Source organism: Pseudomonas grandcourensis, from assembly GCF_039909015.1.
GTDB lineage: Bacteria > Pseudomonadota > Gammaproteobacteria > Pseudomonadales > Pseudomonadaceae > Aquipseudomonas > Aquipseudomonas grandcourensis.
Window position 1 is genome coordinate 5,715,764 of record NZ_CP150919.1, and the last position, 24,812, is coordinate 5,740,575.

The following is a 24,812-nucleotide window of genomic DNA, read 5'->3' on the forward strand; positions in this document are numbered from 1 at the left end:
AGTCACAGGATCAAATCACGCAGTTCTTCAGGCATCGCGCCCGGTTGTTGTATGGCAGCCAGGTCAGCGGCAGAAACCGCGTTCCAGGCATCCTCGTCCCACAATTGGAACTTGTTCAGTTGGCCTACCAACATTGCGCGCTTATCCAACTTGGCATATTCACGAAGACGCGGCGGAACCAGAAAACGACCACTGCCATCGAGCTCGAGGTCGACGGCATTACCAATCAGTAAACGTTGCAGGCGGCGGTTCTCTTCGCGAAGCGAAGGCAGTGCGCGCAGTTTGGTTTCAATAATTTCCCACTCATCGAGGGGGTAAACACACAAACAAGGATCAACGGCATCAATTGTCACGATTAACTGACCGGAGCTGCGCGAATCGAGCTCGTCACGGTACCGGCTCGGCATTGCGAGACGGCCCTTTGCATCGAGACTGATAGCGTTGGCTCCGCGAAACACGTCAGCGTTTCTCCAAATTCTAGCGTTTTGAGTTCAAAAAACCCACTTCATGCCACTTTCCGCCACTTGCGCACACTATAGGAATGCGCCCACCACACCGTCAAGGCGCGGAGTAAAGGAAAACCCTTACAGAACTGAGATTTAGGAGCATTAACGGAGGGACAACGAGAATCCGGCGGATGAAACTGCCCAATAACTTGAATCAGCACAGGAGGCTGCGTTCAGAAGTTAAAGTAATTTATTAAGAGTAAGATTTTTTTGGTATTACAAAAGAGGTTCTGCGGATGATTGTGTAAGGAGGGAAATTGCTATCACTTGCCCCCCTGCTCAATGATTCAAGCAGAGGAAAGAAAAAGGTGGAGAGTCGATCTGTAAGCCGGGTTCTGTCTTGAACAGTCATTCGTCTACGATGGCCATCACTGGACATCTTTAGCAACCTACCCGGTCCCAGCGCGGGCCACGCCTTGGGACCCTATTTGGTCTTGCTCCAAGTGGGGTTTACCTAGCCACGAACTGTTGCCAGACGTGCGGTGCGCTCTTACCGCACCTTTTCACCCTTACCGGCGCCGAAGCGCTTAGGCGGTTATTTTCTGTGGCACTTTCCGTAGGCTCACGCCTCCCAGGCATTACCTGGCACTTCGCCCTATGGAGCCCGGACTTTCCTCCCCCCCCTAATTTTCATAGAGGGCAGCGACTGTCCGATCGACTCTCCGCCGCGAAGGTTACCGGCACAGCGCCCGAAGAACAAGCGCCAAGCGCCATTGAGCACGCCTGTGCGTCGGGTTTTACTCGCCCTTCTGCTGATCCAGCGCGATCTGGTACAGCACATTCTTTCGCTCGCCGGTGATTTGCGCCGCCAATGCCGCCGCACGCTTGAGCGGCATTTCTTCGAGCAACAGGTTGAGGATGCGCATCGCCTCGCTGCTGACGGCACCTTCCTCCTCGGGCGCGGACCAGCCCGCCACCAGCACCACGCACTCGCCACGCTGCTGGTTGCTGTCCGACTCGACGAACTCGCGCAGCTCAGCCAGCGGCAGCCCCTTGAGGGTCTCAAACGTCTTGGTCAGCTCACGGGCAAGCAGCGCCGGGCGCTCGGGACCGAACACCAGCTCCATGTCTTGCAGGCATTCGAGGATGCGGTGTGGAGCTTCATAGAAGATCAATGTGCGAGGCTCTTCCTTTACCTGTTCGAGACGCGCACGCCGCCCCACGGCCTTGGCCGGGAGGAAACCTTCGAAAATGAATCGGTCGGAAGGTAGCCCTGCCGCCGACAGCGCGGCAATCAACGCGCAGGCACCCGGAACCGGCACCACATTGATGCCCGCCGCCCGGGCCTGCCGCACCAAGTGATAACCCGGATCGGAAATCAGCGGCGTCCCGGCATCGGAAATCAACGCCACGTTGTCACCGGCAAGCAGGCGAGTGATAAAGCGACTACCTTCATCACGCTCGTTGTGCTCATGGCAGGCCGCCAATGGCGTCGAGATACCGAAGTGTTGCATCAAGCGCTGGGAATGACGGGTGTCTTCCGCGGCGATCAAGGCCACTTCACGCAGAATCTTCAGCGCCCGCGCACTGATGTCATCCAGGTTGCCGATGGGCGTCGCCACCACATAAAGCGAGCCAGCAGCGGAATTCAAAGCACCTGGAGCAGTCAAAGCGCACACCTCATGATCGGTAAAAGTCGCCATTGTAGCGCGTAGCGAGACTCACGATACCCGCAAGCAAACGAGGTATCGGCGACCGTTTGTGCGCTGGCGCAACATTTACACCAGCTAAATTGATCGATTCACGCCAGTAACATCGCGCCCCGGCCAGTGCTTGGGTACAATTCCACGCTAATTTGATCGAGTATCAGGAACGCTTACATGATCGCTTGCCTGCGGCTGTTATCTGCCCTCTGCCTCGCTGCCTTGCTGGCGGCTTGCGCCAGCTCGCCCTCGTCCAGCCTTGGCGAACTTCCACGGACACCGGATGCCAGTATCGAGCAACTGCTTGAGAAGGCCTCCCAAAGCAAATCACCGGAAGATGCCGCCTTGCTGCGCTTGAGCGCTGCCGACCTGGCCTATCACCAGGGCAATGCCGGCCAGTCCGCGCAAATCCTGCAACAGGTTCCTGTCGAACAGCTCAAGCCGGGGCCACAGATTTTCGCCAATACCCTGGCGGCTGAACTGGCCATGACCCGCAACCAGCCCAAGGCCGCGCTGGCCGCCTTGAGCCATCCAAGCCTGCAATACTTGAGCGAACTGCCGGTCGAACAACAGGTCCGCACCGGCACCGTTCACGCCCGCGCACTTGAAGCCGATGGCCAGACCCTCGCCGCCGCCCGCGAGCGCATTTTCATCGCCCCGATGCTCAAAGGCGAAGCTGCGAGCAAAAACCACGAAGCCATCTGGACTCTGATCGCCTCGCTGCCGACCAATCAGCTGCAGCCAAACACCACCGACGATCTCGGCGGCTGGATGGCCCTGGCGCTGGCGGTGAAATCCGCCGGCACCCTGGAGCAACAACAGGCCGCCATCGACAACTGGCGCGCGCAGAATCCGAAGCACCCGGCAGCCGTTCAATTGCCGCAGCCACTGACCCAACTCAAGGAGCTGGCCAGCCAGCCCCTGAGCAAGATCGCCTTGCTGCTGCCTCAGGACGGCCAACTGGCCTCGGTCGGCAAGGCACTGCGCGACGGCTTCATGGCCGCTCACTACCAGGCCCAACAGGCCGGGCAGAAACCACCCGCCATCGAGTTCTATGACAGCTCGCGCCTGACCTCCATGGACGAGTTCTACCGCAAGGCCCAGGCCGATGGCGTACAACTGGTCGTCGGCCCGCTGGAAAAGCCGCTGGTCAAACAGCTGAGCACTCGCCCGCAATTGCCGATCACTACCCTGGCGCTCAATTACAGCGAAGGCGATCAAGGCCCGGCGCAGTTGTTCCAGTTCGGCCTTGCCGCTGAAGACGAAGCCCGCGAAGTGTCGCGCCGCGCTCGCGCCGACGGCCTGCACCGCGCAGCCATCATGGTGCCGAAAGGTGAATGGGGCGACCGCGTGCTCAAGGCGTTCAGCCAGGATTGGCAAGCCAATGGCGGCACCATCGTCGCCACCGAACGCGTCGACCAGCCGGTCCAGCTGGCCCAGCAGATTGCCGACATGTTCCAGCTGCGTCAGAGCGAAGGTCGCGCCAAGAGCCTGCAAAGCACCGTTGGCTCGCAAGTGGCTGCCCAGCCATCGCGCCGCCAGGACATCGAGTTCATTTTCCTCGCTGCAACGCCGCAACAGGCCCAGCAGATCAAACCGACCCTGAACTTCCAGTACGCAGGCGATGTTCCGGTCTACGCCACCTCCCACGTGTTCAGCGCCAGCGGTGACGTCAACCAGTACAACGACATGAATGGCATTCGCTTCTGCGAGACACCATGGTTGCTGGACGCCAATGATCCACTGCGCCGCCAGGTCACCGCCCAGTGGCCACAAGCCGCCGGCAGCCTGGGGCGCCTGTATGCCATGGGTGTGGACGCCTATCGCCTGGCGCCACGCCTGGGCCAGCTCAAGTCACTGCCGGACAGCCGCATCGACGGCGAGTCGGGCAGCCTTGGCATGTCTCAGAGCCAGCGGGTCGTGCGCCAGTTGCCATGGGCCGAGTTCACCAATGGCCAGATTCAGCGCCTGCCGGACACCGCTCGCTGATGCCCGACAGGTCACGCCAGCAAAGCGGCAAGGATGCCGAGCGCCATGCGCTCGAGCATCTTCAACAACAGGGTCTGCGCCTGCTGGCGCAGAACTGGTTGTGTAAACGCGGCGAGCTTGATCTGGTCATGCTAGATGGCGATACAGTAGTATTCGTTGAAGTCCGCTACAGAAAAAATACTCAATGGGGCGGCGCGCTCGATAGCATCGATGAGCGCAAACGGCAAAAACTGATTTTCGCCGCGCAATATTTTCTTCAGCGCGAGCCGCGCTGGGCCAATTCCCCTTGCCGCTTCGACGTGATTGCCATCGACAGCAACCTCGATCAATTGAACTGGCTACAGAATGCCTTCGACGGCTGATCGCCGGCATTGCGAACCGGACACTATCACCCAACACTTTTGCTCTTTGCTTTGCGGGCTGCACATTCACGTGCCGAACAGCCGCGCTACTTAAGGTCACACAGATGGACATGCAATCCCGAATTCGCCAGCTTTTTCAGGCCAGTATCGACACCAAGCAACAGGCGATGGAAGTACTTGCACCGCACATCGAGCAAGCCAGCCAGGTCATGGTCAACGCCCTGCTCAACGAAGGCAAAATGCTTTCCTGCGGCAACGGCGGCTCTGCCGGCGATGCCCAGCACTTCTCGTCCGAGCTGCTCAATCGCTTCGAACGCGAGCGCCCGAGCCTGCCAGCCATCGCCCTGACGACCGACAGCTCGACGATCACCTCGATCGCCAACGACTACAGCTACAACGAAATATTCTCCAAACAGATCCGTGCACTCGGCCAACCGGGCGATGTGTTGTTGGCTATCTCCACCAGCGGCAACTCGGCCAACATAATTCAAGCGATCCAGGCCGCACATGATCGCGAAATGATTGTCGTAGCTATGACGGGACGTGATGGCGGCGGCATGGCGTCGCTGCTGTTGCCCGAGGACGTCGAGATTCGCGTACCGGCCAACGTCACCGCTCGTATTCAAGAAGTCCACCTGCTGGCGATCCACTGCCTTTGCGACTTGATCGACAGCCAATTGTTCGGGAGTGAAGAATGACCCCTAATCGCCTTGGCCTACTGGCCTTGACCCTGTGCCTCGGCATCAGCGGCTGCACCTCGGTGGTGACCGCCAGCCGTGAAGCACCGATTGAAGATGACCGCGGCACTCGCACACTCGGCAGCAAGATCGACGATTCCCTGATCGACACCAAGGTTGGCGTGAACGTCGCCAAGGCCGACCCGGCCCTGGATAAGGATTCGCACATCGTCGTCACCAGCTTCAACGGTGTCGTGCTGCTGGCCGGGCAAACGCCACGCGCTGACCTCAAGGCCAAGGCCGAACAGGCCGCCGCCGCTGTCCAGCGCGTGAAACAGGTACACAACGAACTGCAAGTCCTGCCACCCTCCTCGTTGCTGGCACGCCAGAACGACACCTGGCTGACCACCAAGATCAAGGCCCAGATGCTCACCGATGCGAACATCCCTGGCTCGCGCATCAAGGTTGTCACTGAAAACGGCATCGTCTACATGCTGGGCCTGCTGACCAAGCAGGAAGCGGCGCAGGCGACCAACCTGGTTCAGGGCGTTTCCGGCGTGCAGAAGATTGTGAAGTTGTTCGAGTACATCGACTGACCTGCAATCCCGCGCAATAAAAAAGGCGATCCATCTGGATCGCCTTTTTTATTACTTCACCACTTTCAGACTTGGGCGACCGCTTGGACGCGGTGGCTCACTGTCGGGTGGCGGTAGATCATCATCCGGTTCGATCTCGTCATCCTCGCCCATCGGCGATTCCAGATCGAACACCATGCCCTGGCCATTCTCCCGGGCGTAGATACCCAGGATCGAAGCAATTGGCACGTACAAGGTGTGCGGTACGCCACCAAAGCGCCCTTCGAAACTGACCGCCTCGTTATCCATGTGCAAATGACGCACGGCTTGCGGCGATACGTTCAGGACGATCTGTCCGTCACTGGCAAACCCCTGAGGCACCTGCACCGACGGATACTCGGAATTGACCAGCATGTGCGGGGTGCAATCGTTGTCCACAATCCACTCATAGAGCGCACGGACCAGATAAGGTCGACTGGAGTTCATAACGGCTCCTTAAGCCTTAGCGCATGTCGCGTTCGACGCCAGACAGACTTGCCTGGAAAGCCTCACGCGCAAACGAGCGCTCCATGTAATCAAGCAGCGGCTTGGCCGGCCGCGGCAGTTCTATACCCAAAATCGGCAATCGCCAGAGTATTGGCAATAGGCAGCAATCCACCAGACTTTGTTCCTCGCTGAGGAAAAATGGCTTGTCAGCGAACAACGGCGACACACCCGTCAGGCTTTCGCGCAGCTCTTTACGAGCGACAACGCGGGCTGCTTCCTTGGTCCGTGAATCCAGGATCAGATCCACCAGGCCACACCAGTCACGCTGAATACGATGAATCAGCAGACGACTGTTGGCACGCGCCACAGGATAAACCGGCAGTAAGGGCGGGTGCGGGTAACGCTCATCCAGATATTCCATCACCACAGTCGACTCCCACAACGCCAGGTCGCGATCGACCAGTGTGGGCAGACTGCCATAAGGGTTCACTTCAATCAGTTTAGGTGGCTGGCGACCAGCCTCCACGTAAATGATCTCGGCGCTGACACCCTTCTCTGCCAGTACGATGCGCACTCGGTGGGAATAGTGGTCGGCGGGGTCGGAGTAACAGGCCAACCGATTGGTCACGCCCATGGCGATCCTCCTCGCTTGTAGAAATTATCGAAAGCTCAAAAACGAGCGCGCCCAGAGGGCGCCTCCCGTAACGACTGGATCACCAGTTTCGCTACATCTTCGGAGGCGCCCTTGGGCGCGCGCGATTAACAGCAATAGCTTGAAGCTTTATCAGTGCACGTCTTTCCAGTATTCGCGCTTGAGCAGGTAAGCGAAGACGAAGAAGAACGCCAGGTACAACAATACGTACGTACCGATGCGCTGATGTTGCAGCTTAACCGGGTTAGCCGAGTAAGCCAGGAAGGTTACCAGATTCTTGACCTTCTCATCGAACTGCTCTGCAGTCAGGGCACCGCTTTTCGGCACGATGGTCAGTTGATCGCACGCTTCATGAGTCAATGGCGTGCCGGTCAACGGATCAAATTGCTTCTTGCCGTCTTCGACGATCTGAACCTGCTTGCAACCAACCACCTGGCGACCTTGCAGGCCGGCCAGGACGTTAGGCATGCCCACGTTCGGGAAGACCTTGTTGTTCACGCCCCATGGGCGCGCAGGATCTTCGTAGAACGACCTCAGGTAACCGTAGAGCCAATCGGTGCCGCGAACACGAGCAACCAGGGTCAGGTCCGGCGGCGCCGCACCAAACCAGGCCTTGGCGTCCGCAGGCTGCATGCCGATGCTCATGTGGTCGCCGATCTTGGCGCCAGTGAACATCAGCTTCTCGAGCATCAACTCATGGGGAATGCCCAGGTCGTCGGCAACACGCTCGTAGCGTTGAAACTTGGCACTGTGGCAACCCATGCAGTAGTTGGCGAACGTACGCGCGCCGTCCTGCATGGCTGCTTTATCGGAAACATCGATGTCGACTTTTTCCAGCTCGGGGCCACCGTGTTCAGCTGCGAAAGCAAACACTGGCAGCGCAGCAAGCATCAATACAGCAAATAGTTTTTTCATCAGCCAGTCACCCTTTCCGGAACCGGTTTGGTCTTCTCGAGCCTGGTGTAGAACGGCATCAGAATGAAGTAGGCGAAGTACAGGAAGGTACATACCTGCGACAGCAACGTACGCTCAGGGGTTGGGGCCAATACGCCCAGCACGCCCAGGATCACGAACGAGATGCAGAACACCCAGAGCCAGATCTTGCTCAGCCAGCCCTTGTAGCGCATCGACTTGACCGGGCTACGGTCCAGCCACGGCAGGACGAACAGCACGGCAATGGCCGCACCCATGGCGATTACGCCCAGGAGCTTGTCCGGAATCGCACGCAAGATGGCGTAGAACGGGGTGAAGTACCAGACCGGAGCGATGTGCTCTGGGGTCTTGAAGGCGTTCGCCACTTCAAAGTTCGGCTTTTCGAGGAAGTAGCCGCCCATTTCCGGGAAGAAAAACACGATCGAGCAGAAGATGAACAGGAACACCACCACACCGACGATATCTTTCACGGTGTAGTACGGGTGGAAGGCAATGCCATCCAGCGGTATGCCGTTTTCGTCCTTGTGCTTCTTGATGTCCACGCCGTCCGGGTTGTTCGAACCGACTTCGTGCAAGGCCAGGATATGCAGCACCACCAGACCCAGGATAACGATCGGCAGGGCAACCACGTGCAGGGCGAAGAAGCGGTTCAGGGTAATACCGGAAATCAGGTAGTCACCACGGATCCACTGGGTCAGGTCGTTGCCGATGACCGGGATCGCACCGAACAGCGAGATGATCACCTGGGCACCCCAGTAGGACATCTGGCCCCACGGCAGCAGGTAGCCCATGAAGGCTTCGGCCATCAGCGCCAGGTAGATCAGCATGCCGAAGACCCACACCAGCTCACGCGGCTTCTGGTACGAACCGTAGAGCAGGCCACGGAACATGTGCAGATAGACCACGATGAAGAACGCCGAAGCGCCGGTGGAGTGCAGCAGGCGCAGGATCGAGCCGTACTCGACGTCGCGCATGATGTATTCGACGGAAGCGAACGCTTCTTCCGCCGACGGGTTGTAGCTCATGGTCAGCCAGACACCGGTGACGATCTGGTTGACCAGAACGAGCAGCGCCAGGGAGCCAAAGAAGTAGAAGAAGTTGAAGTTCTTCGGAGCGTAATACTTGCTGAGATGGTCTTCCCACATCTTGGTGGCGGGAAAGCGTGCATCAACCCAATCCATGAACTTGCTCATCACGCTTTCTCCGTATCGACGCCAATGATAATAATTTCATCGGTCTCATAGGAATGCGGGGGAACTGGCAGGTTCAAAGGCGCAGGCTGCGACTTGTAGACGCGACCGGCCAGATCGTAGTGGGAACCGTGGCAAGGGCAGAAATAGCCGCCTACCCAGTCTTTACCCAGATCCGCAGGTGCCACTTCGGGACGGAAGGTCGGCGAGCAACCCAGGTGCGTGCAGATACCGATCAGCAGCAGGACCTCAGGCTTGATCGAACGGTTTTCCGGATCAACGTAAGTCGGTTGTGTCGAGTTCTTGGAGGTCGGGTCAGCGAGCTGGCCCTCGATCTTCTTCAGATTCCCCAGAATTTCCGGTGTACGGCGGACGATGAACACCGGCTGGCCGCGCCACTCAGCAATCATCTGCTGGCCTGGCTCGATCTTGCTGACATTCACTTTCACCGGTGCACCTGCGGCTTTCGCCTTGGCACTGGGAAACCATGACCCCACGAACGGGACCGCAGCCCCCACCGCTCCTGCAGCACCCACCACGGATGTGGCTGCTACCAAGAAGCGACGCCGGCCTGCATTCACGCCGTCATTGCTCATTCAGTCCTCTCCCATCAGCTTTGTGGCCTGTTAAATCAGGCATCTACTAAGTAAAACTATGTACTTATAAAAATTTTGCCGAATGGTAATGAAAAGCCCCAATTCTGACAAGGTAATTACCGGAGCCCATCACCCCCAAGCCTTGTAGTATAGGGCGTCTGCGGATGTGGCAAGTTGTCACAGCGCAATTCTTTGATAAATCGCAGACATAAAAAAACGCCCAGCTCCGCGAGGAAACTGGGCGTTCTTTTTTTGAACGTGAAAGCGAATTAACGCTTCGAGTACTGCGGACGCTTACGCGCTTTACGCAGACCGACTTTCTTACGTTCAACTTCACGAGCATCGCGGGTTACGAAGCCGGCTTTACGCAGGGCGCTGCGCAGAGTCTCGTCGTAGTCCATCAGAGCACGAGTGATGCCGTGGCGGATTGCGCCAGCCTGACCACTCACACCACCGCCGATCACGGTGACGTAGATGTCGAACTTCTCGACAGTCTCAGTCAATTCCAGCGGCTGACGAACTACCATGCGGGCAGTTTCGCGGCCGAAGAAATTTTCCAGCGAACGGTTGTTGATGGAGATGTTACCAGTACCCGGACGCAGGAAAACGCGTGCGGTTGCGGTCTTGCGACGGCCAGTGCCGTAATTTTGAGTCGCCGACATAATGTACTATTCCGTTAAAACTTCAGTTCTTGGGGCTGCTGAGCAGTATGTGGGTGTGCAGCGCCCGCATAGACTTTCAGCTTACGGTACATGTCGCGACCCAGCGGGTTCTTAGGCAGCATGCCTTTGACCGCGGTCTCGATCACGCGCTCAGGGGCCTTGGCGATCAGCTTTTCAAAGTTGATCGACTTGATGCCGCCCGGGAAACCGGAGTGGGAGTAGTACATTTTGTCAGTGGTTTTAGCACCGGTAACACGGATCTGCTCAGCATTGATTACGACGATGTAGTCGCCGGTGTCAACGTGAGGAGTGTACTCAGGCTTGTGCTTGCCACGCAGACGGCTCGCGATTTCGGTGGCCAGACGACCCAGGGTCTGACCAGCAGCGTCGACGACAAACCAGTCGCGCTTTACTGTTTCCGGTTTAGCAGTAAAAGTCTTCATTCTTTATAGCCTCAGGGGCCGCCCTGTAAATTAGACGGCGGATCTTACTGAATAGTGCGTACTTTGACAAGTCAAAGGCAGCCGGATACAGACGCTTTCGGGGGCTCGGGTCGGCGCGTCCGTTCAACGGCAAGATTCTTCGGCGGCGGCGCATCACTTCCACTGCAGAAAGAGGTGCGCAATTATGCAGATTGCGAAAAATAATTCAACCTGCTTTTATGATTGTTTTGCCCAAGGAGCAGCCGATGGACTATCGCCAGCTAGGCCGGACCAATCTGAACGTGAGTGCCCTCTGCCTCGGAACCATGACCTGGGGCGAGCAAAACAGCGAGGCAGACGCCTTCGCCCAGATTGAGCGAGCCAAGAGCGCCGGGATCAACTTCATCGACACCGCCGAGATGTACCCGGTGCCGCCCAAGACCGAAACCTACGCCACCACCGAACGCTACATTGGCAACTACTTCAAAAGTCGCGGCGACCGCGCCGACTGGATCCTGGCCAGCAAGATCGCCGGCCCCGGCAACACCATCGACTACATTCGCGATAAAAACCTGCGCCACAACCGCCAGCACATCACCGAAGCGGTGGACGCCAGCCTCCAGCGCCTGCAGACCGATTACATCGACCTGTACCAACTGCACTGGCCGGAGCGCAGCACCAACTTCTTCGGCCAACTGGGCTACAAGCACAAGATCGAAGCCAACCTGACTCCGCTGGAAGACACCCTCGAAGCACTGGACGAGCAAGTCCGCGCCGGCAAGATCCGCCACATCGGCCTGTCCAACGAGACGCCATGGGGCACCATGCGCTTCCTGGCCCTGGCCGAAGCCCGAGGCTGGCCGCGCGCGGTGTCGATCCAGAACCCGTACAACCTGCTCAACCGCAGCTTCGAAGTCGGCCTGGCGGAAATCGCCATCCGCGAGCAATGCGGCCTGCTCGCCTATTCGCCCCTGGCGTTCGGTTTCCTGTCAGGCAAGTACGGAGGTGGCGCCCGCCCGCCAAAAGGTCGCCTGAGCCTCTACAGCCGCTTCAGCCGCTATTTCAACCCGCAGTCGGAAGCCGCCTGCAGCCGCTACGTGGCCCTGGCCCGCGAGCACGGTCTGGACCCGGCACAAATGGCCCTGGCGTTCGTGACGCAGCAGCCATTCGTGACCAGCAACATCATTGGCGCGACGACGATGGGGCAACTGGAGAGCAACATCGCCAGTTTCGACTTGAAGCTGTCGGAGGAGGTGCTGGAAGGGATCGAGGCGATTCACAAGGATCATCCGAATCCGGCTCCATAATCCCCATCTGTAGGAGCGAGCTTGCTCGCGAAAAACCTGAGCACACCGTAGTGTGTCAGGCTGTCAGCGTTATCGTTGACGACCATCGCGAGCAGGCTCGCTCCTACAATGATCTGGCAATAATCTCCTTCATGATTTCATTGGTGCCGGCATAGATCCGCTGCACCCGCGCATCCGCCCACGCCCGGGCAATCGGGTACTCCCACATGAACCCGTAGCCACCGTGCAACTGCACGCACTCGTCGAGCACCTTGCATTGCAGGTCGGTGCCCCAGTACTTGGCCATCGCCGCCGTCGGCACGTCGAGCTTGCCTTGCAGGTGCAGCTCCAGGCAGCGGTCGACGAAGACCCGGCCGATCTGGATTTCCGTGGCCATCTCTGCCAGTTTGAACCGGGTATTCTGGAAGTCCGCGATCGACTTGCCGAACGCCTTGCGCTCGCGGGTGTAGTCCAGCGTCCATTGCAGCGCCGCTTCCGCTGAAGCCAACCCGCCAACGGCCACGGTGAGGCGCTCCTGGGGCAACTCCTGCATCAGGTAGGCAAAGCCCATCCCGGCCTGACCCAGCAGGTTTTCCTTGGGCACACGCACGTCCTGGAAGAACAGCTCCGAGGTGTCCTGGGCTTTCATCCCGACCTTCTCCAGGCGCTTGCCCTTGTCGAAGCCCGGCGTATTGGCTTCCACCAGAAACAGACTGGTGCCCTTCGCACCGGCCTTCGGATCGGTCTTGGCGACGACGATCACCAGATCGGCCAGGTAGCCATTGGTGATAAAAGTTTTCGAGCCGTTGATCACGTACTCATCGCCATCGAGCACGGCCGTGGTTTTCACCCCTTGCAGATCGGAACCGGCGCCCGGTTCGGTCATGGCGATCGCGGTAACCATCTCGCCGGATACCAGTTTCGGCAGGTATTTATGCTTCAGCGCTTCACTGCCGTAATGCAGGATGTAGGGCGCCACGACGTCCGAATGCAGGGAAAAACCGATGCCGGTCAGGCCCAGTCGCCCCACTTCTTCGATCACCACCGCGCTATAGAGAAAGTCCGCCCCCAAGCCGCCGTACTCTTCCGGCAAGTGCGAGCACAGCATCCCCGCCTCCCCTGCCTTGTTCCACAGTTTGCGGTCGATATAGCCCTGTTTTTCCCATTGCCCATGGAACGGCACCGCCTCTTTTTCAAGGAACGTCCGCACGCTGTCGCGGAAAAGCTCGTGCTCGGGACTGAACAGGGTTCTGGGGATCATGCGGCACCTTTTCTTTGTTTTTAGAAGGAGTTGACCTCCAGAGACTATGCCTCGCTTCCGATACAGGACACTGGACACATCCGACAAAAAATAAGACGATCCAGCCGTCTGGTGACCACTTCCCCCTATAAAAATAAAGTTGAATTATGTCTAACCAAGCCTCCACGCCCCTGCGGCGCGTCAGCATCCTGGCCATCGACCGGGTTTTCGCTTCCACCCTCATGCAAGCCAAGGATTTCTTCCACCTCGCCAGCCTGCGCTACGGCAAACAGCTGGGCCAGGGCCTGACACCGGCGTTCGAAACCCGCCTGGTCAGCCCCGACGGCAAACCGGTCAACACCTTCAGCGATGTGGTGATTCCGGTGGATGGCGGGCTGGAAAACGCCGACATCATCATTCTTCCTGCGTTCTGGGACGATTTCGACAGCCTCTGCAAGCGTTACCCGCAAGTCCTGCCCTGGCTGCGCCAGCAACATGCACGCGGTGCCGTACTGTGCGGCGAGGCCACCGGTGTTTTCTGGCTCGCCGAAGCCGGGCTGCTCAATGGCAAGGAAGCGACCACCTATTGGCGCTTCTTCAATGCCTTCGCCGAACGCTTCCCACAGGTCCAGCTCAATCAGGACAAGCACCTGACCGACGCCGATAACCTGTACTGCGCCGGCGGCACCACCTCGGCATGCGATTTGTACATCTACCTGATCGAACGCTTCTGCGGCGCCAACGTGTCCCAGGCCGTGGCCCGGGACATCCTCTATGAAGTGCAGCGCAGCTATTCACCGGGCCGGATTGGATTCGGCGGGCAGAAGCTGCACCAGGACGTGATCATCCTGCAGATCCAGCACTGGCTCGAAGAACACTTCGCCGACAAGTTCCGTTTCGAGGACGTCGCCCGCGAGCACGGCATGAGCATCCGCAACTTCATGCGCCGCTTCCAGACCGCCACCGGCGACAAGCCACTGCATTACCTGCAACGCCTGCGCATCGAAACCGCCAAGGGCTTGCTATCCGGCAGCCGCAAGAGCATCAAGACCATCAGCTATGAAGTTGGCTATGACGATGCGAGCTTCTTCGCCCGGTTGTTCCGCCAGCACACGGAGTTGTCGCCGAACCAGTATCGGCAGCAGTTTCAGCAGGCTGCGTAGCCGAACCCCAGCTGACTGTGGGAGCGAGCCTGCTCGCTCCCACATAGAATCTTGCACCGGCCACACAGTTCTTTCGCTGTGCATTTTCCTACGCAAAAAGCGGAATACAGAGCGCCGAAGAACCCAACCCCGCCCACAGACGCAGCCCCTTAAAAAACGTCAAAATCTTCCCTGCAAACACCATCAGGGAAGATCAACCATGACTATAGGATCAAGCTACAACTACCCTTCATACATCGCCAAGGAGGCCACCCGAACAAAGCGCTCGGCTAAAAACAAATGGGCGGCTCGCTTTCCCAATCCGCCGGATTTGTGCTTTGACTATCGTGCACTGGTAGAACAGGAAAACGGCATCGCCAAGGCAACTGACCCGCAACATAAAATTTGCATCATCGGCGCCGGCGTCACAGGCCTGACCGCCGCCAGAGAACTCTATCGCTGCGGCTTTACACATATCACTCTCATCGAACAATCCAGACGCATCGGCGGCAGGCATCTGACCGTTCCCGGTAGCCAAAACTCGGCAGCAAGCCATACACCGTTTGAAATGGGCGCAATGCGCATGCCCTTCTTCAACCGTGCGGATGAGCCACCGACAGAAGGTCGGTCGCTGATGGCTTATTACGCCAATCAATTTGAATTGGCGTTTTCAGACTTCGCCAACCCCGGTAGCCAATGGGTTAACTCGACAGGCATCTATCTCCGAGAGGGCAGCATGGGCGGCGGGTCGGCGCCGCAAATGTTGATATGGAAAAACGAAGACGGCGTCACACCGCCTCCCGGCGATGAATTGCAAAAGGTTTATTCCAAGTGGAAAGCCTTTGCCGATCGCATGACCCGCCACGTTGCTGAGCTTTATGCGAGCCAGGAATGGGAAGCCATATGGGCTTCTATCGTTGAAAAATACGAGAGTGTCTCGTTCCGCGACCTGGTCAGCATGCCAGCACTGGAAACTTGGGATCGCCGCTTACCCGGGGATTTCGGCGGAATGGGAATGTCTGCGCAAGAGTCCGCAATTTTTTACGCAATAGGTATAGGTGACGGTAGCTGGGGAGCTTTTTACGACGTCTGCTGCCTCTACCCTCTGCGTACTGCGATTTTCGGTTTCAGCAGCCAATTGCAACTGATCCATGGTCGAGTGGACTCAAACGGCGATCCACTGGATTCGCCCTACCTGAATAGCGAAGCCGTTTTTGACTCAATGGGGCAGAGTTTCGACAGACCCCGCTACATCGGCCTCGCGGCTTTGGACGAATGCCTGCTGTTTGTGAAAACCGACGAAACCGGAAAGTCCCTCTACGAACATTGCCTCGAAAGAAGCAATGGGTTTCTCACCGACTCATCCGTCACAAAACTGGAAAAGCTGAACAATCAAAAAATACGCGTCTACTACAACTGGAAACACAGTCAACCCGAGCAAATCCAGGAGCAATTTGATGACTTTGACTCGGTCATCATGACACTACCCTCCTGGCTGATTGAAACTCGAATCAAGCTCGAAAATTTCACCCGAGAGATGCTGCCTTTCGAGACGATTAACGCCTACAAAACCGCACACTGGGAAACTAGCTGCAAAGTGTTTGCACCGCTGAAAAAATCATTTCTCTCGAAAAACAAAAACATCCCGCAAGCCATCGTAACCGACAGTTTCATCCATGATGTCTATACCTACCGCTACAACGACAATTACAGCTATGACTGCATCCTGCTGAGTTATACCTGGGAAGATGACGCAACCAAGCTCGCCTCATTCAGCGATAAGGAGCTGGTATCAAAGTGCGCCGAAGAGCTGGATCGCATACTCATGAACTCTGCCAACGTCCAGGAAAAAATCTCTCCCTACATAGGCATTGATCAAGCAGTGGTTCAGCGTTGGATCACTGATAAAAATGCTCTGGGTTGTGCCAAGCTTTACCGACCGGGCACCTACTACGATGCCGTCGGCCTGATGAAGTACAACCGGGACTTTGCTCATGTATCTGGCTTGTATTTGTCCGGCGAGTCATTTTCCGTCGATGCCGGTTGGACGGAGCCATGTTTTCGCGGTGCTGTCGATGCAGTGATTCATATCTGCAACAAAACCGCCGCGACCTTCAATGGCGGATTTTCCTTGAGCGACTACCCGCACTACCAACTCAAAATCTGATCACATCCCCGTTCCAGAGCCATGCAAGCAATACATGGCTCTACCTCTCGCGCCGGCTACCCACTGCCATCAAACATCACCCTGATCCATTTTCGGACAAGGACTACGACCTAAACGGAAGTAGCTGACTTACACCCCACTCCTGATTCCCCTCTTATACACACGCCATTTAACAGTTTGAAAAACAATAAAAAGAGGAACGACGGAATGACTGAGCCAACAAGCCCTGTTCGTGTAGCAGTCGTGCAATTCGATCCACAAGTCGGCATCGAGAAATGTGTAAGTAATCTGCGTCGCAGCCTGGAATTGGCGCTTGAAGCGGTAAACGGCGGTGCGAACCTCATCGTTCTGCCCGAGCTTTCCAATACCGGCTATTTCTTCAGCAATCGACAGGACGCCTTCGCCCATGCCGAAGCGGTTCCCGCAGGGCCAAGCGTGCAATGCTGGATCGACTTCGCCCGCGAACACAACGTTTACCTCGTGGCCGGTCTGGCCGAACGCGACGGCATGCGACTCTTCAACACCGGCGTTCTGGTGGGACCAGACGGTTTTATCGGCAAGTACCGCAAAGCCCATTTGTGGAATCTGGAAAAGCTCTGGTTCACACCCGGCGACCTGGGTTTCCCGGTTTTCGACACACCGATCGGCCGCATCGGGCTGTTGATCTGCTGGGACATCTGGTTCCCGGAGGTGCCACGAATCCTCGCCCAGCAGGGCGCAGACATCATTTGCAGCCTGAACAACTGGGTCTGGACACCGCCGCCGCTATTCGACGATGCCGGTAAGTGCATGGCGTCGTATCTGACGATGACCGCCGCTCACGTCAACAACGTGTTTATCGCTGCCGCCAGCCGGATCGGCGAGGAGCGCGGCGCGCGCTACCTGGGTTGCTCGTTGATTGCCGGAACCAACGGCTGGCCGATTGGCGCCGTGGCTTCGGCAGACAGACAGGAAATCCTGTTTGCCGATATCGACCTGACCACCTCCCGCAGTGCGCCTATCTGGAACAACCTGAACGACCTGCATCGCGATCGCCGAGCCGATCTTTACGATCAGATGCTCGGCTACACCCAGCACCCTTGCCTTCCACGTTGATCAGGAGGCCTACCGCATGGAAGTTACAACCGACAAAAAACAACAATCGCGCAAATCACCGATTGATGCAGCCGTCGTCCTGCTAATGATCGGCGCGACACTGCTGATCGTCTGGCTTTCTTTCAGCAACCGGACTTTCTGGGGAGCGCATTGGCCCGGGTACGGCGACATGGTATCGCTGCTACCCGAACCGAGTGCCTGGCTGCGTTGGGTGTTAGGTGACATCAGCGAGGTGGCTTTCTACAAACACGAGTTCGCCTCGATCGGCCTGCTGGCAGGCGCTTATCTGGCTTACTGGGCGAATCGAACGGGGAAATCCTGGCAAGGATTTACCATCTCCTACGGAACGGGACTTTGGCCTTGGCTGGTCACCAGTTCGTTGCTCGGGCTACTGCTGAGCAATCTGCTGTGGGGCTGGACGGTGACAGCCACAACCTGGCAACCCACATTCGTAGCATTCGTCTCGCTGCCAGCGGCGATGGTGCTGATGTTTGGCGGAGGCTGGAAGGTCACGATCAACGGCGCACTCATGGGCGCCGTATTCGTCACACCGATGTGCCTGCTGATCGTCAACTACGTGTGCCAACCGCTGGCCTTGCCTGCAGTGATTGGCAATGTGCTGGGCATGGCGATTGCCAGCGTCCTGGCGTTTCTGTTTTGCCGCTATTGGCCGAACCTGGTGAAATCCAGCTCGTCGCAAACGCCACCCGCCTCGATTGCTCCCGCCAAGGCGCCCGACTATGGCGTCATCTGGAGCGTGCGCCGGATTCTGGCGGACTTTTCCGAAGCACCGTTCTTCGGCAATGAACTGGCCAGCCTTGGCCTGATACTGGGTGCATTGCTGGCGTACAGCTTGAACCCTTCAAGCCCCGCGTACGGATCGGGCCTGTTGCTGCACATCATCGGCGCGCAGGCATTGGCCTCAGCCATCGGCGTGCTGATCTGGCGTCAACAATGGATGTTGCGCGGCTGGTATCCCACTTACATCCCGCTGGTTTCGGTGGTGCCCGCGGCGATCCTGACCTATGGCGGCAGCTGGCAGATTATCGTCTCAAGCGCACTGCTGGGGGCATTAGTCGCACCACCGCTGGCCTGTGTGATTGCCAGGAAATTACCGGCCGACATGCACGCCTACATCGCCAATGTACTGTCGATGGCCATCAGCACACTGCTGATCGTGCCGCTGATCGGTTTTTTGATCGCTGATTAATGCCCCAGCCATTCGGCTGTATCGCGGCCCCAAAAGCGGATACAGCCACTTTTCATTACAAACAAGCGAGGTATCCCATGGACCTGCCCAAACTGTCCATCGCGGCACTTGGCGGCACGGTAAGCATGCAAGCGAGCAATGCCGGTGAAGGCGTCATCCCGACCGTCAGCGGCGAAACCCTGCTGACTTCCATACCGGAACTGACGACACTGGCCGGAGTTACCGTCGAGACCCTCGGCCTGCTGCCCAGTGCGTCCCTGGATTTCGAGTTTTTGCTGTACGTATTGTCCTGGGCTGAGTTTCAGGTCAAACAGGGCGCCGTTGGGGTCGTGATAACCCAGGGCACCGACACCCTCGAAGAAGCCGCGGTGTTTTTGGATTACCTGTGGCCCTACGACACCCCCTTGGTGCTGACCGGTGCCATGCGTTCCGCAGCGCAGCCAGGTGCCGATGGACCGGCCAATCTTCTGGATGCATGTCGCGTTGCCTTGGCGCAGAACAGCCGGCAGCGCGGTGTCCAGGTCGTGATGAACGGACAGATTCATCAAGCGTGCAGCGTACGTAAAACCGATTCGCTGGCATTGCAGGCGTTTTCCTCTCCGGTCGTGGGGCCCGCGGGCCTACTGTTGGAAGACCGTGTTCGCTACCTGCGCCCGCCGGGGCCGCGCACGGTGTTACCTTTGCCGCAACAGACCACACAGAAGGTTGCGCTGCTTGAGGCCTCACTTTCGGCCGACACCCTGCTACTGGAAAATATTCTCGCACTCGATTACGACGGGCTGGTGATCGGCGGTTTCGGCGCCGGCCACATCTCGCAGCGCTGGGCGACAATGATTGAGCATATTGCCGAACGAATCCCCGTGATCATTGCGACCCGAACCGGCTCAGGCTCCACTGCACGAGCCTCTTACGGTTTTGGCGGTGGTGAAATGGACTTGATCCGCAAGGGGGTATCGATGGCGGGTTTTCTATGTCCGCGAAAAGCCAGAATTCTGCTTTGGCTGCTGCTGGGTTGCCAACGGCAGCACGAGCTTGCGCAGCATCTCAACGAGGACATTTGACTTCAAAACAATGTACAAACCTGTGGGCGGAGGATTTGCGCTGACAAAAAAGGCCTGCAATTGCAGGCCTTTTTTATTTTCCGAATCGTGCTTTTTTGAACAGCTTATGGCTTGTGCGCCCGGGCCAGGAATTCGTGGGATTGCATTTCCAGCAGTCGGCTGAGGGTCCGCTGGAACTCGAAGTTCAGGCGACCACCCGTGTACAGGTCCTTAAGCTCGACTTCGGCGGAAATGATCAGCTTCACGTTACGGTCGTAGAACTCGTCGACCATGTTGATGAAGCGTCGGGCGATGTCGTCGGTGGTGACGCTCATCTGCTCGACATCGCTGAGCAACACGGCGTGGAAGATCTTGCCCAGTTCGATGTAGTCGTTCTGGCTGCGCGGGCCGTCGCACAGTTCACGGAAGTTGAACCAGGCCACGTCATCGCAGGTGCGCAGGGCACGAATTTCACGGTTTTCGATCATCAGCACGTCATTTTCGACCGCTGCTGTGCATTCCGGCGTCAGCGCACGGAAGCTCTTGCGCAGGCTTTCGTTGGCGGCTTCGTCGAGTGGATAGTGGAACAGCTCGGCTTGTTCGAGGTGACGCAGACGATAGTCGACGCCGCTGTCGACGTTGACGATCTCGGTGTTCTGCTTGATCAGCGCGATGGCCGGCAGGAAGCGCGCGCGTTGCAGGCCGTCCTTGTACAGGCCGTCCGGCACGATGTTCGACGTCGCGACCAGGGTCACGCCGTTCTTGAACAGTTCTTCCATCAGGGTGCCAAGGATCATGGCGTCAGTGATGTCGGAAACGAAGAATTCATCGAAACAGATGACCCGGGCTTCGGTGGAGAAACGCTTGGCAATGATGGTCAGCGGGTTTTTCTCGCCGCCCAGGGTCTTCATCTCTTCGTGCACGCGCTTCATGAAGCGGTGGAAGTGTGTACGGGTCTTTTCCTTGAAGGGCAGCGCTTCGAAGAAGGTGTCCACCAGGTAAGTCTTGCCGCGACCTACTCCGCCCCAGAAATACAGGCCCTTGACCGGGGTCTGATCCTTCTTGCCAAACAACTTGCCCAGCAGGCCCGGCTTGTTTTGCTCGGCCGCGACCAGGTCGTCGTACAGGCGCTGCAAATGACGCACGGCAGTTTCCTGTGCGGCGTCATGGAAGAATTCCGGGCGTTTCAGATCAGCTTGATATCGTTCTAGGGGCGTCATAATTCGTTAGCAAGGCAACAAAAACGGGCCGACACTGTAGCGACGACCCCGAGGAATGGCAATCGGCCCTTGGTCGGGCCGAACCGTTGTTTATTCCTGAACCGGCGTCAGGGCAATGCGCAAGGCTTCGATGGCCGTGTCACGCGCGGCGCTGTCGGCGAAGGTCGGGCTATCGGCAACGCACTCGCCTTCCAGCCAGACGCTGAAGCCCAGGGCTTCACTGCGCACGTCCAGATCCTGGCCCGCTTGCAGTTGCTTGGTCACTTGCCCAGCAGTTTTACCGTCGGCGAAGTTGCGCGACAGCAGCAGTTGTTCGCCATCGGCCGCCAGCAGACGGAAGCGGAAACTGCCGTCGTCTTCGCGGAAGCTGACAAAACGTGCAGCCTTCACGGCTTTCTTCTTGGTGGTCGCCGCTACTTGAGCCTGGGCAACAAAGGAGCGCAGGCCCACTGCCTCACGCAGTTCGTTGAGGAACGGAGTCGCTACCGCACGGGCCTTTTTTGCGCCGTGTTGCAGGATGTCTTCCAGATCCGCCGGGCGCTCGATCAGCTGGTTATAACGCTCGCGGGACTCGCCCAGTTCACTGTCCAGCAACTGGAACAGACGATTCTTCGCCTCGCCCCAACCCAGGCCCTGCAACAGTTCGCTGCGGAACTCGACGGCTTGCGCCGGGGTGGCGAACGCCTGGAACAGAGTGAACAGGTGCGAATTGTCCGGATCCTTGGCTTCGCCCGGCGCGCGGGAGTCGGTGACGATCCGCGAAATCGCGTCCTTCATCTCTTTGGCGCTGCTGAACAGCGGAATGGTGTTGTCGTAGCTCTTCGACATCTTGCGGCCATCCAGGCCCGGCAACGTGGCGACGCTCTCTTCGATCAACGCCTCGGGCATGGTGAAGAACTCTTTACCCTGGCCAAACAGGTGGTTGAAGCGCTGGCCGATGTCGCGGGCCATTTCCACGTGCTGGATTTGGTCACGACCGACCGGCACCTTGTGCGCATTGAACATCAGGATGTCCGCGGCCATCAGCACCGGGTAGCTGTACAGGCCCATGGTGATGCCCGCGTCCGGGTCTTCACCGGTCTCGACGTTCTTGTCCACCGAAGCCTTGTAGGCGTGGGCGCGGTTGAGCAGGCCCTTGGCGGCAACGCAGGTCAGCAGCCAGGTCAGCTCGGGGATTTCCGGGATGTCGGACTGGCGGTAGAAAGTCACGCGCTCGACATCCAGGCCACCGGCCAGCCAGGTCGCGGCGATTTCCAGACGCGAGCGTTGGATGCGCAGCGGGTCATCGCACTTGATCAGGGCGTGGTAGTCGGCCAGGAAGTAGAACGAATCGGCATTGCTGTCACGGCTGGCGACGATCGCCGGGCGGATGGCGCCAGCGTAGTTGCCCAGGTGCGGTGTGCCGGTGGTGGTGATGCCGGTGAGGATACGGGTACGAGTCGTCATGGGTAATCGCTTGTCAGACTGCAATCAATTCGAGAGACGCGGCAGGATCAGATCCTTGAGATCGGTCAGCTTGCCATGAAAAAAGTGTCCGCATTCTGCCACTTTCAGCAGCTCATGGGGGCGTTCGAGCTTGTCGGACCATTCGTAAACAACTTGTGGATCGATCACTTCGTCGGTTTCCGGCTGGATCAGGGTCAGTTCGCCCTGTTGCGGCAGCTGATCCTGATCGCCCAGGCGCATGACCGCCGGCGCGACCATGAACAGGTGCTTGAGCTGCTCGCCCTTCGCTTCCAGACGTCCACCGAGACTTGCTGCAACAAATCCACCGAAGGAGAAACCGAACAGGGTCAGCGGCAATTCCGGGTGTCTGGCCCTGAACCACTCGGCCACAGCCTGGGCATCATCGACTTCACCGGTACCCATGTCGTGGGTGCCTTCGCTGGCGCCGACTCCACGGTAGTTGAAACGCAAAGTAATCAAACCGGCATCACGCGCGGTACGTTGCAGGGTCGATACCACTTTGTTGAGCATGGTGCCGCCCTGCACCGGGTTCGGATGACAGATGAGCGCCAGGCCGCGCGGCTGCTCATTATCCAGATAAAGAGCTTCCAGTTGACCCACCGGGCCATCAATCACTACAGGGGTTTCACGCATAAGCAAGGAAGGAACTCCGTGACCTCGGATCGGGTCGACTCGTCTAGCAAATTGTCTGTGGCTGTCTATTGCGAGTGAATCGCGGTATACAGCGCAGGTTCGAGCCGTTAACGTAAAGCAAAGCCGTTTATAGAGGAAGGACTCGTGGAACACTCGCTCTTAGTTTGGTTGTTACCGACTCTTGCCCTGGTTGTGGGTGTCGCCATTGGGTTCCTGATCGCTCGCGTTGCTCCGAACGCCGCGCCCAGCCGCACGCAGCGTCAGCTGGACGACATTCAGGAACGTTTCGACAGTTATCAGAACGAGGTGGTGACCCACTTCAACAGCACCGCGACACTGGTCAAGAAACTGACTCAGAGCTATCAGGAAGTGCAGGACCATCTCGCCGAGGGCGCCAACCGCCTGGCCCTGGACGAACAGACTCGCCAACGCCTGCTGGCTTCCCTGCATGCCGATGCGGCACAGGCACCCCGTGAACGCCTGACGCCGCCGCGCAATCAGGAACCGCCTCGCGACTACGCACCGAAAGCCCCGAACGCGCCGGGCATGCTCGATGAGCATTATGGCCTGAAGAAGTAAGCAGGTTTCGCGCATGGCAAAAAGCCCCCGGACAATCACTTGTCCGGGGGCTTTTTTGTTTCTGATCCTGTATCTCCGATGCCCACACTGGCCCCTTCGCGGGCAAGCCCGCTCCCACAGGGTTATGTTTTGAATACAGATTTTGTGTAGGACATCGCCCCCTGTGGGAGCGAGCTTGCTCGCGATGGGGCCGGAACTGACGATACAAAAAAGCCCGCCTGATCTGTTTAGAATCGAGCGGGCTTTTTTACGCCAGGGGTTCAATCAGACGATCAAGGGTACTGCTGAACCTGACCTTGCTGCTGACCACCATACTGCTGGCCCGGAATCGCCTTGAGGTTGACCTCTACACGGCGGTTCTGCGCCCGGCCATTGACGTCAGCGTTGCTGGCAACCGGGCTGTCCGGGCCGGCGCCACGAGCGCTCAGGTTGGCGCCGCTGACACCTTGCGAGGTCAGGTAGGTTGCCACGCTCTGCGCACGACGCTGGGACAGGTCCATGTTGTGCTGACGAGCGCCGGTGCTATCGGTATAGCCGACGATCTCGATCTGGTTCTGGTTGAACTCTTTCAGCGAGCCCGCCAGGTTATTCAGCGGCTGATAGAAACCTGGGGCAATGTTCGCCGAATCGGTCGCGAATGTGATGTTGCCCGGCATGATCAGCTTGATCTGGTCGCCCTGGCGCTGCACTTCAACTCCGGTGTTGGCCATGCTGGCGCGCAGCTTTTTCTCTTGCTGATCGGCGTAGTAGCCGTAGCCGGCGGCGGAAGCACCGACCACCGCAGCACCGATCAGCGCGCCCTTGCCACGGTTATCGTGGTTGATGGCAGCACCGGCCAACGCACCGGCCAGAGCGCCGAGGCCACCGTATTTCGCGGTCTTGCTCATGCCTTCGGAGCCGCTATCCGTCTGGCCCTGAGCCTGGCCCTGACCGCCGTATGGGTTAGGCGAGGCACAACCGGACAAAACGGCCACAGCGGTAGCGAGAATAATCAAACGACGCGTGGTGAACATGTAAAGCTCCTACTTTTTTGCATTCTG

The 24,812-nt window shown here is 58.1% G+C and carries 25 protein-coding genes, 1 other RNA gene and 1 pseudogene; 11 read left to right on the forward strand and 16 right to left on the reverse strand.

Annotation, left to right across the window (positions count from 1 at the left end; all coding sequences use genetic code 11):
- Nucleotides 1-2 precede the first annotated feature (2 nt).
- From mraZ to rsmI, 3 genes are all read right to left on the reverse strand, one after another.
- Nucleotides 3-458, reverse strand: a complete 456-nt coding sequence (mraZ, locus tag AABM52_RS25585) for a division/cell wall cluster transcriptional repressor MraZ (protein WP_103396242.1) — start codon at nt 456-458, stop codon at nt 3-5.
- A 356-nt stretch (nt 459-814) separates the two neighbouring features.
- Nucleotides 815-1,168, reverse strand: an RNA gene (gene rnpB / locus AABM52_RS25590) — RNase P RNA component class A.
- Nucleotides 1,169-1,243: 75 nt separating this feature from the next.
- Nucleotides 1,244-2,149, reverse strand: coding sequence for a 16S rRNA (cytidine(1402)-2'-O)-methyltransferase (gene rsmI / locus AABM52_RS25595; protein WP_162130270.1), 906 nt, complete (start codon nt 2,147-2,149; stop codon nt 1,244-1,246).
- 177 nt (nt 2,150-2,326) lie between these two features.
- Between rsmI and AABM52_RS25600 the strand changes: the two genes are divergently transcribed.
- From AABM52_RS25600 to AABM52_RS25615, 4 genes are all read left to right on the forward strand, one after another.
- Nucleotides 2,327-4,138, forward strand: coding sequence for a penicillin-binding protein activator (locus AABM52_RS25600; RefSeq protein WP_347908918.1), 1,812 nt, complete (start codon nt 2,327-2,329; stop codon nt 4,136-4,138).
- Complete coding sequence (locus AABM52_RS25605) at nt 4,138-4,500, forward strand: YraN family protein (RefSeq protein ID WP_008045939.1); 363 nt, start codon at nt 4,138-4,140, stop codon at nt 4,498-4,500. The genes AABM52_RS25600 and AABM52_RS25605 overlap by 1 nt, the downstream gene beginning before the upstream one ends.
- Before the next feature lie 104 nt (nt 4,501-4,604).
- On the forward strand, nt 4,605-5,198 hold the full coding sequence (locus AABM52_RS25610; protein ID WP_028624534.1) for a phosphoheptose isomerase: 594 nt from the start codon (nt 4,605-4,607) through the stop codon (nt 5,196-5,198).
- Nucleotides 5,195-5,773: a BON domain-containing protein gene (locus AABM52_RS25615; RefSeq protein WP_046041915.1), complete on the forward strand. Its 579-nt coding sequence runs from the start codon at nt 5,195-5,197 to the stop codon at nt 5,771-5,773. The genes AABM52_RS25610 and AABM52_RS25615 overlap by 4 nt, the downstream gene beginning before the upstream one ends.
- A 51-nt stretch (nt 5,774-5,824) precedes the next feature.
- Here AABM52_RS25615 and AABM52_RS25620 read toward each other — a convergent pair whose 3' ends face one another.
- From AABM52_RS25620 to rplM, 7 genes are all read right to left on the reverse strand, one after another.
- Nucleotides 5,825-6,238, reverse strand: a complete 414-nt coding sequence (locus tag AABM52_RS25620) for a ClpXP protease specificity-enhancing factor (protein ID WP_007998247.1) — start codon at nt 6,236-6,238, stop codon at nt 5,825-5,827.
- A 16-nt stretch (nt 6,239-6,254) separates the two neighbouring features.
- A complete protein-coding gene (locus tag AABM52_RS25625) occupies nt 6,255-6,872 on the reverse strand; it encodes a glutathione S-transferase N-terminal domain-containing protein (protein WP_007905304.1) in 618 nt (205 codons plus the stop codon).
- Between the two features lie 150 nt (nt 6,873-7,022).
- Nucleotides 7,023-7,805 (reverse strand): cytochrome c1, encoded by a 783-nt coding sequence (locus tag AABM52_RS25630; protein WP_320401561.1) that lies wholly within the window; start codon nt 7,803-7,805, stop codon nt 7,023-7,025.
- The gene (locus AABM52_RS25635) at nt 7,805-9,016 is read right to left on the reverse strand and encodes a cytochrome bc complex cytochrome b subunit (protein WP_008045954.1); all 1,212 of its coding nucleotides are present in this window, start codon (nt 9,014-9,016) and stop codon (nt 7,805-7,807) included. The genes AABM52_RS25630 and AABM52_RS25635 overlap by 1 nt, the downstream gene beginning before the upstream one ends.
- A complete protein-coding gene (gene petA, locus AABM52_RS25640; RefSeq protein WP_347908922.1) occupies nt 9,016-9,609 on the reverse strand; it encodes a ubiquinol-cytochrome c reductase iron-sulfur subunit in 594 nt (197 codons plus the stop codon). Before petA ends, AABM52_RS25635 begins: the two co-directional genes overlap by 1 nt.
- A gap of 269 nt (nt 9,610-9,878) precedes the next feature.
- Nucleotides 9,879-10,271, reverse strand: a complete 393-nt coding sequence (gene rpsI / locus AABM52_RS25645; RefSeq protein WP_122604830.1) for a 30S ribosomal protein S9 — start codon at nt 10,269-10,271, stop codon at nt 9,879-9,881.
- 14 nt (nt 10,272-10,285) lie between these two features.
- Entirely contained in the window at nt 10,286-10,714 is a 429-nt protein-coding gene (rplM, locus tag AABM52_RS25650; RefSeq protein WP_007917032.1) for a 50S ribosomal protein L13, read from the reverse strand.
- Between the two features lie 245 nt (nt 10,715-10,959).
- Between rplM and AABM52_RS25655 the strand changes: the two genes are divergently transcribed.
- Nucleotides 10,960-12,000 carry an NADP(H)-dependent aldo-keto reductase gene (locus AABM52_RS25655; protein WP_347908925.1) on the forward strand — a complete coding sequence of 347 codons (1,041 nt, stop codon included), beginning with the start codon at nt 10,960-10,962 and terminating at the stop codon, nt 11,998-12,000.
- 8 nt (nt 12,001-12,008) lie between these two features.
- On the opposite strand, the pseudogene AABM52_RS25660 reads toward AABM52_RS25655, so the two are convergent.
- Both AABM52_RS25660 and AABM52_RS25665 read right to left on the reverse strand, forming a co-directional pair.
- Nucleotides 12,009-12,086, reverse strand: a pseudogene (locus AABM52_RS25660) (outer membrane lipoprotein carrier protein LolA); the annotation flags it as partial.
- A gap of 17 nt (nt 12,087-12,103) precedes the next feature.
- The gene (locus AABM52_RS25665) at nt 12,104-13,240 is read right to left on the reverse strand and encodes an acyl-CoA dehydrogenase family protein (protein ID WP_347908927.1); all 1,137 of its coding nucleotides are present in this window, start codon (nt 13,238-13,240) and stop codon (nt 12,104-12,106) included.
- Nucleotides 13,241-13,461: 221 nt separating this feature from the next.
- Here AABM52_RS25665 and AABM52_RS25670 point away from each other — a divergent pair, with 221 nt between their 5' ends.
- From AABM52_RS25670 to AABM52_RS25690, 5 genes are all read left to right on the forward strand, one after another.
- A complete protein-coding gene (locus AABM52_RS25670) occupies nt 13,462-14,382 on the forward strand; it encodes a GlxA family transcriptional regulator (protein ID WP_347912689.1) in 921 nt (306 codons plus the stop codon).
- A 199-nt stretch (nt 14,383-14,581) separates the two neighbouring features.
- Nucleotides 14,582-16,528 (forward strand): FAD-dependent oxidoreductase, encoded by a 1,947-nt coding sequence (locus AABM52_RS25675; protein ID WP_347908929.1) that lies wholly within the window; start codon nt 14,582-14,584, stop codon nt 16,526-16,528.
- Nucleotides 16,529-16,735: 207 nt separating this feature from the next.
- The gene (locus tag AABM52_RS25680) at nt 16,736-17,623 is read left to right on the forward strand and encodes a nitrilase family protein (protein WP_347908930.1); all 888 of its coding nucleotides are present in this window, start codon (nt 16,736-16,738) and stop codon (nt 17,621-17,623) included.
- Between the two features lie 16 nt (nt 17,624-17,639).
- On the forward strand, nt 17,640-18,833 hold the full coding sequence (locus AABM52_RS25685) for a hypothetical protein (protein ID WP_347908932.1): 1,194 nt from the start codon (nt 17,640-17,642) through the stop codon (nt 18,831-18,833).
- A 77-nt stretch (nt 18,834-18,910) separates the two neighbouring features.
- The gene (locus AABM52_RS25690; protein WP_347908934.1) at nt 18,911-19,894 is read left to right on the forward strand and encodes an asparaginase; all 984 of its coding nucleotides are present in this window, start codon (nt 18,911-18,913) and stop codon (nt 19,892-19,894) included.
- Nucleotides 19,895-19,998: 104 nt separating this feature from the next.
- Here AABM52_RS25690 and zapE read toward each other — a convergent pair whose 3' ends face one another.
- The 3 genes from zapE to AABM52_RS25705 all read right to left on the reverse strand — a co-directional run bounded on the left by zapE (nt 19,999) and on the right by AABM52_RS25705 (nt 23,193).
- On the reverse strand, nt 19,999-21,093 hold the full coding sequence (gene zapE, locus AABM52_RS25695; RefSeq protein ID WP_347908936.1) for a cell division protein ZapE: 1,095 nt from the start codon (nt 21,091-21,093) through the stop codon (nt 19,999-20,001).
- 90 nt (nt 21,094-21,183) lie between these two features.
- Nucleotides 21,184-22,539 carry a tryptophan--tRNA ligase gene (locus AABM52_RS25700; RefSeq protein WP_347908938.1) on the reverse strand — a complete coding sequence of 452 codons (1,356 nt, stop codon included), beginning with the start codon at nt 22,537-22,539 and terminating at the stop codon, nt 21,184-21,186.
- 24 nt (nt 22,540-22,563) lie between these two features.
- Nucleotides 22,564-23,193: an alpha/beta fold hydrolase gene (locus AABM52_RS25705; RefSeq protein WP_347912690.1), complete on the reverse strand. Its 630-nt coding sequence runs from the start codon at nt 23,191-23,193 to the stop codon at nt 22,564-22,566.
- Between the two features lie 144 nt (nt 23,194-23,337).
- On the opposite strand from AABM52_RS25705, the gene AABM52_RS25710 reads away from it, so the two are divergent.
- Nucleotides 23,338-23,772 (forward strand): YhcB family protein, encoded by a 435-nt coding sequence (locus AABM52_RS25710; protein WP_007989833.1) that lies wholly within the window; start codon nt 23,338-23,340, stop codon nt 23,770-23,772.
- Between the two features lie 272 nt (nt 23,773-24,044).
- Here AABM52_RS25710 and AABM52_RS25715 read toward each other — a convergent pair whose 3' ends face one another.
- Nucleotides 24,045-24,785, reverse strand: a complete 741-nt coding sequence (locus AABM52_RS25715; protein WP_347908940.1) for an OmpA family protein — start codon at nt 24,783-24,785, stop codon at nt 24,045-24,047.
- Nucleotides 24,786-24,812: the final 27 nt, after the last annotated feature.

Excerpts from the sequence above, each read along its gene's own strand:
- AABM52_RS25620 (WP_007998247.1), bottom strand. The coding sequence starts at position 6,238 with ATGAACTCCAGTCGACCTTATCTGGTCCGTGCGCTCTATGAGTGGATT.
- zapE (WP_347908936.1), bottom strand. The coding sequence starts at position 21,093 with ATGACGCCCCTAGAACGATATCAAGCTGATCTGAAACGCCCGGAATTC.
- AABM52_RS25655 (WP_347908925.1), top strand. The coding sequence starts at position 10,960 with ATGGACTATCGCCAGCTAGGCCGGACCAATCTGAACGTGAGTGCCCTC.
- petA (WP_347908922.1), bottom strand. The coding sequence starts at position 9,609 with ATGAGCAATGACGGCGTGAATGCAGGCCGGCGTCGCTTCTTGGTAGCA.
- AABM52_RS25615 (WP_046041915.1), top strand. The coding sequence starts at position 5,195 with ATGACCCCTAATCGCCTTGGCCTACTGGCCTTGACCCTGTGCCTCGGC.
- AABM52_RS25700 (WP_347908938.1), bottom strand. The coding sequence starts at position 22,539 with ATGACGACTCGTACCCGTATCCTCACCGGCATCACCACCACCGGCACA.
- AABM52_RS25705 (WP_347912690.1), bottom strand. The coding sequence starts at position 23,193 with ATGCGTGAAACCCCTGTAGTGATTGATGGCCCGGTGGGTCAACTGGAA.
- AABM52_RS25605 (WP_008045939.1), top strand. The coding sequence starts at position 4,138 with ATGCCCGACAGGTCACGCCAGCAAAGCGGCAAGGATGCCGAGCGCCAT.
- rplM (WP_007917032.1), bottom strand. The coding sequence starts at position 10,714 with ATGAAGACTTTTACTGCTAAACCGGAAACAGTAAAGCGCGACTGGTTT.
- AABM52_RS25670 (WP_347912689.1), top strand. The coding sequence starts at position 13,462 with ATGCAAGCCAAGGATTTCTTCCACCTCGCCAGCCTGCGCTACGGCAAA.
- AABM52_RS25680 (WP_347908930.1), top strand. The coding sequence starts at position 16,736 with ATGACTGAGCCAACAAGCCCTGTTCGTGTAGCAGTCGTGCAATTCGAT.
- AABM52_RS25600 (WP_347908918.1), top strand. The coding sequence starts at position 2,327 with ATGATCGCTTGCCTGCGGCTGTTATCTGCCCTCTGCCTCGCTGCCTTG.
- AABM52_RS25630 (WP_320401561.1), bottom strand. The coding sequence starts at position 7,805 with ATGAAAAAACTATTTGCTGTATTGATGCTTGCTGCGCTGCCAGTGTTT.
- AABM52_RS25665 (WP_347908927.1), bottom strand. The coding sequence starts at position 13,240 with ATGATCCCCAGAACCCTGTTCAGTCCCGAGCACGAGCTTTTCCGCGAC.
- AABM52_RS25635 (WP_008045954.1), bottom strand. The coding sequence starts at position 9,016 with ATGAGCAAGTTCATGGATTGGGTTGATGCACGCTTTCCCGCCACCAAG.
- rsmI (WP_162130270.1), bottom strand. The coding sequence starts at position 2,149 with ATGGCGACTTTTACCGATCATGAGGTGTGCGCTTTGACTGCTCCAGGT.
- AABM52_RS25685 (WP_347908932.1), top strand. The coding sequence starts at position 17,640 with ATGGAAGTTACAACCGACAAAAAACAACAATCGCGCAAATCACCGATT.
- AABM52_RS25690 (WP_347908934.1), top strand. The coding sequence starts at position 18,911 with ATGGACCTGCCCAAACTGTCCATCGCGGCACTTGGCGGCACGGTAAGC.
- AABM52_RS25625 (WP_007905304.1), bottom strand. The coding sequence starts at position 6,872 with ATGGGCGTGACCAATCGGTTGGCCTGTTACTCCGACCCCGCCGACCAC.
- AABM52_RS25675 (WP_347908929.1), top strand. The coding sequence starts at position 14,582 with ATGACTATAGGATCAAGCTACAACTACCCTTCATACATCGCCAAGGAG.
- AABM52_RS25715 (WP_347908940.1), bottom strand. The coding sequence starts at position 24,785 with ATGTTCACCACGCGTCGTTTGATTATTCTCGCTACCGCTGTGGCCGTT.
- AABM52_RS25610 (WP_028624534.1), top strand. The coding sequence starts at position 4,605 with ATGGACATGCAATCCCGAATTCGCCAGCTTTTTCAGGCCAGTATCGAC.
- rpsI (WP_122604830.1), bottom strand. The coding sequence starts at position 10,271 with ATGTCGGCGACTCAAAATTACGGCACTGGCCGTCGCAAGACCGCAACC.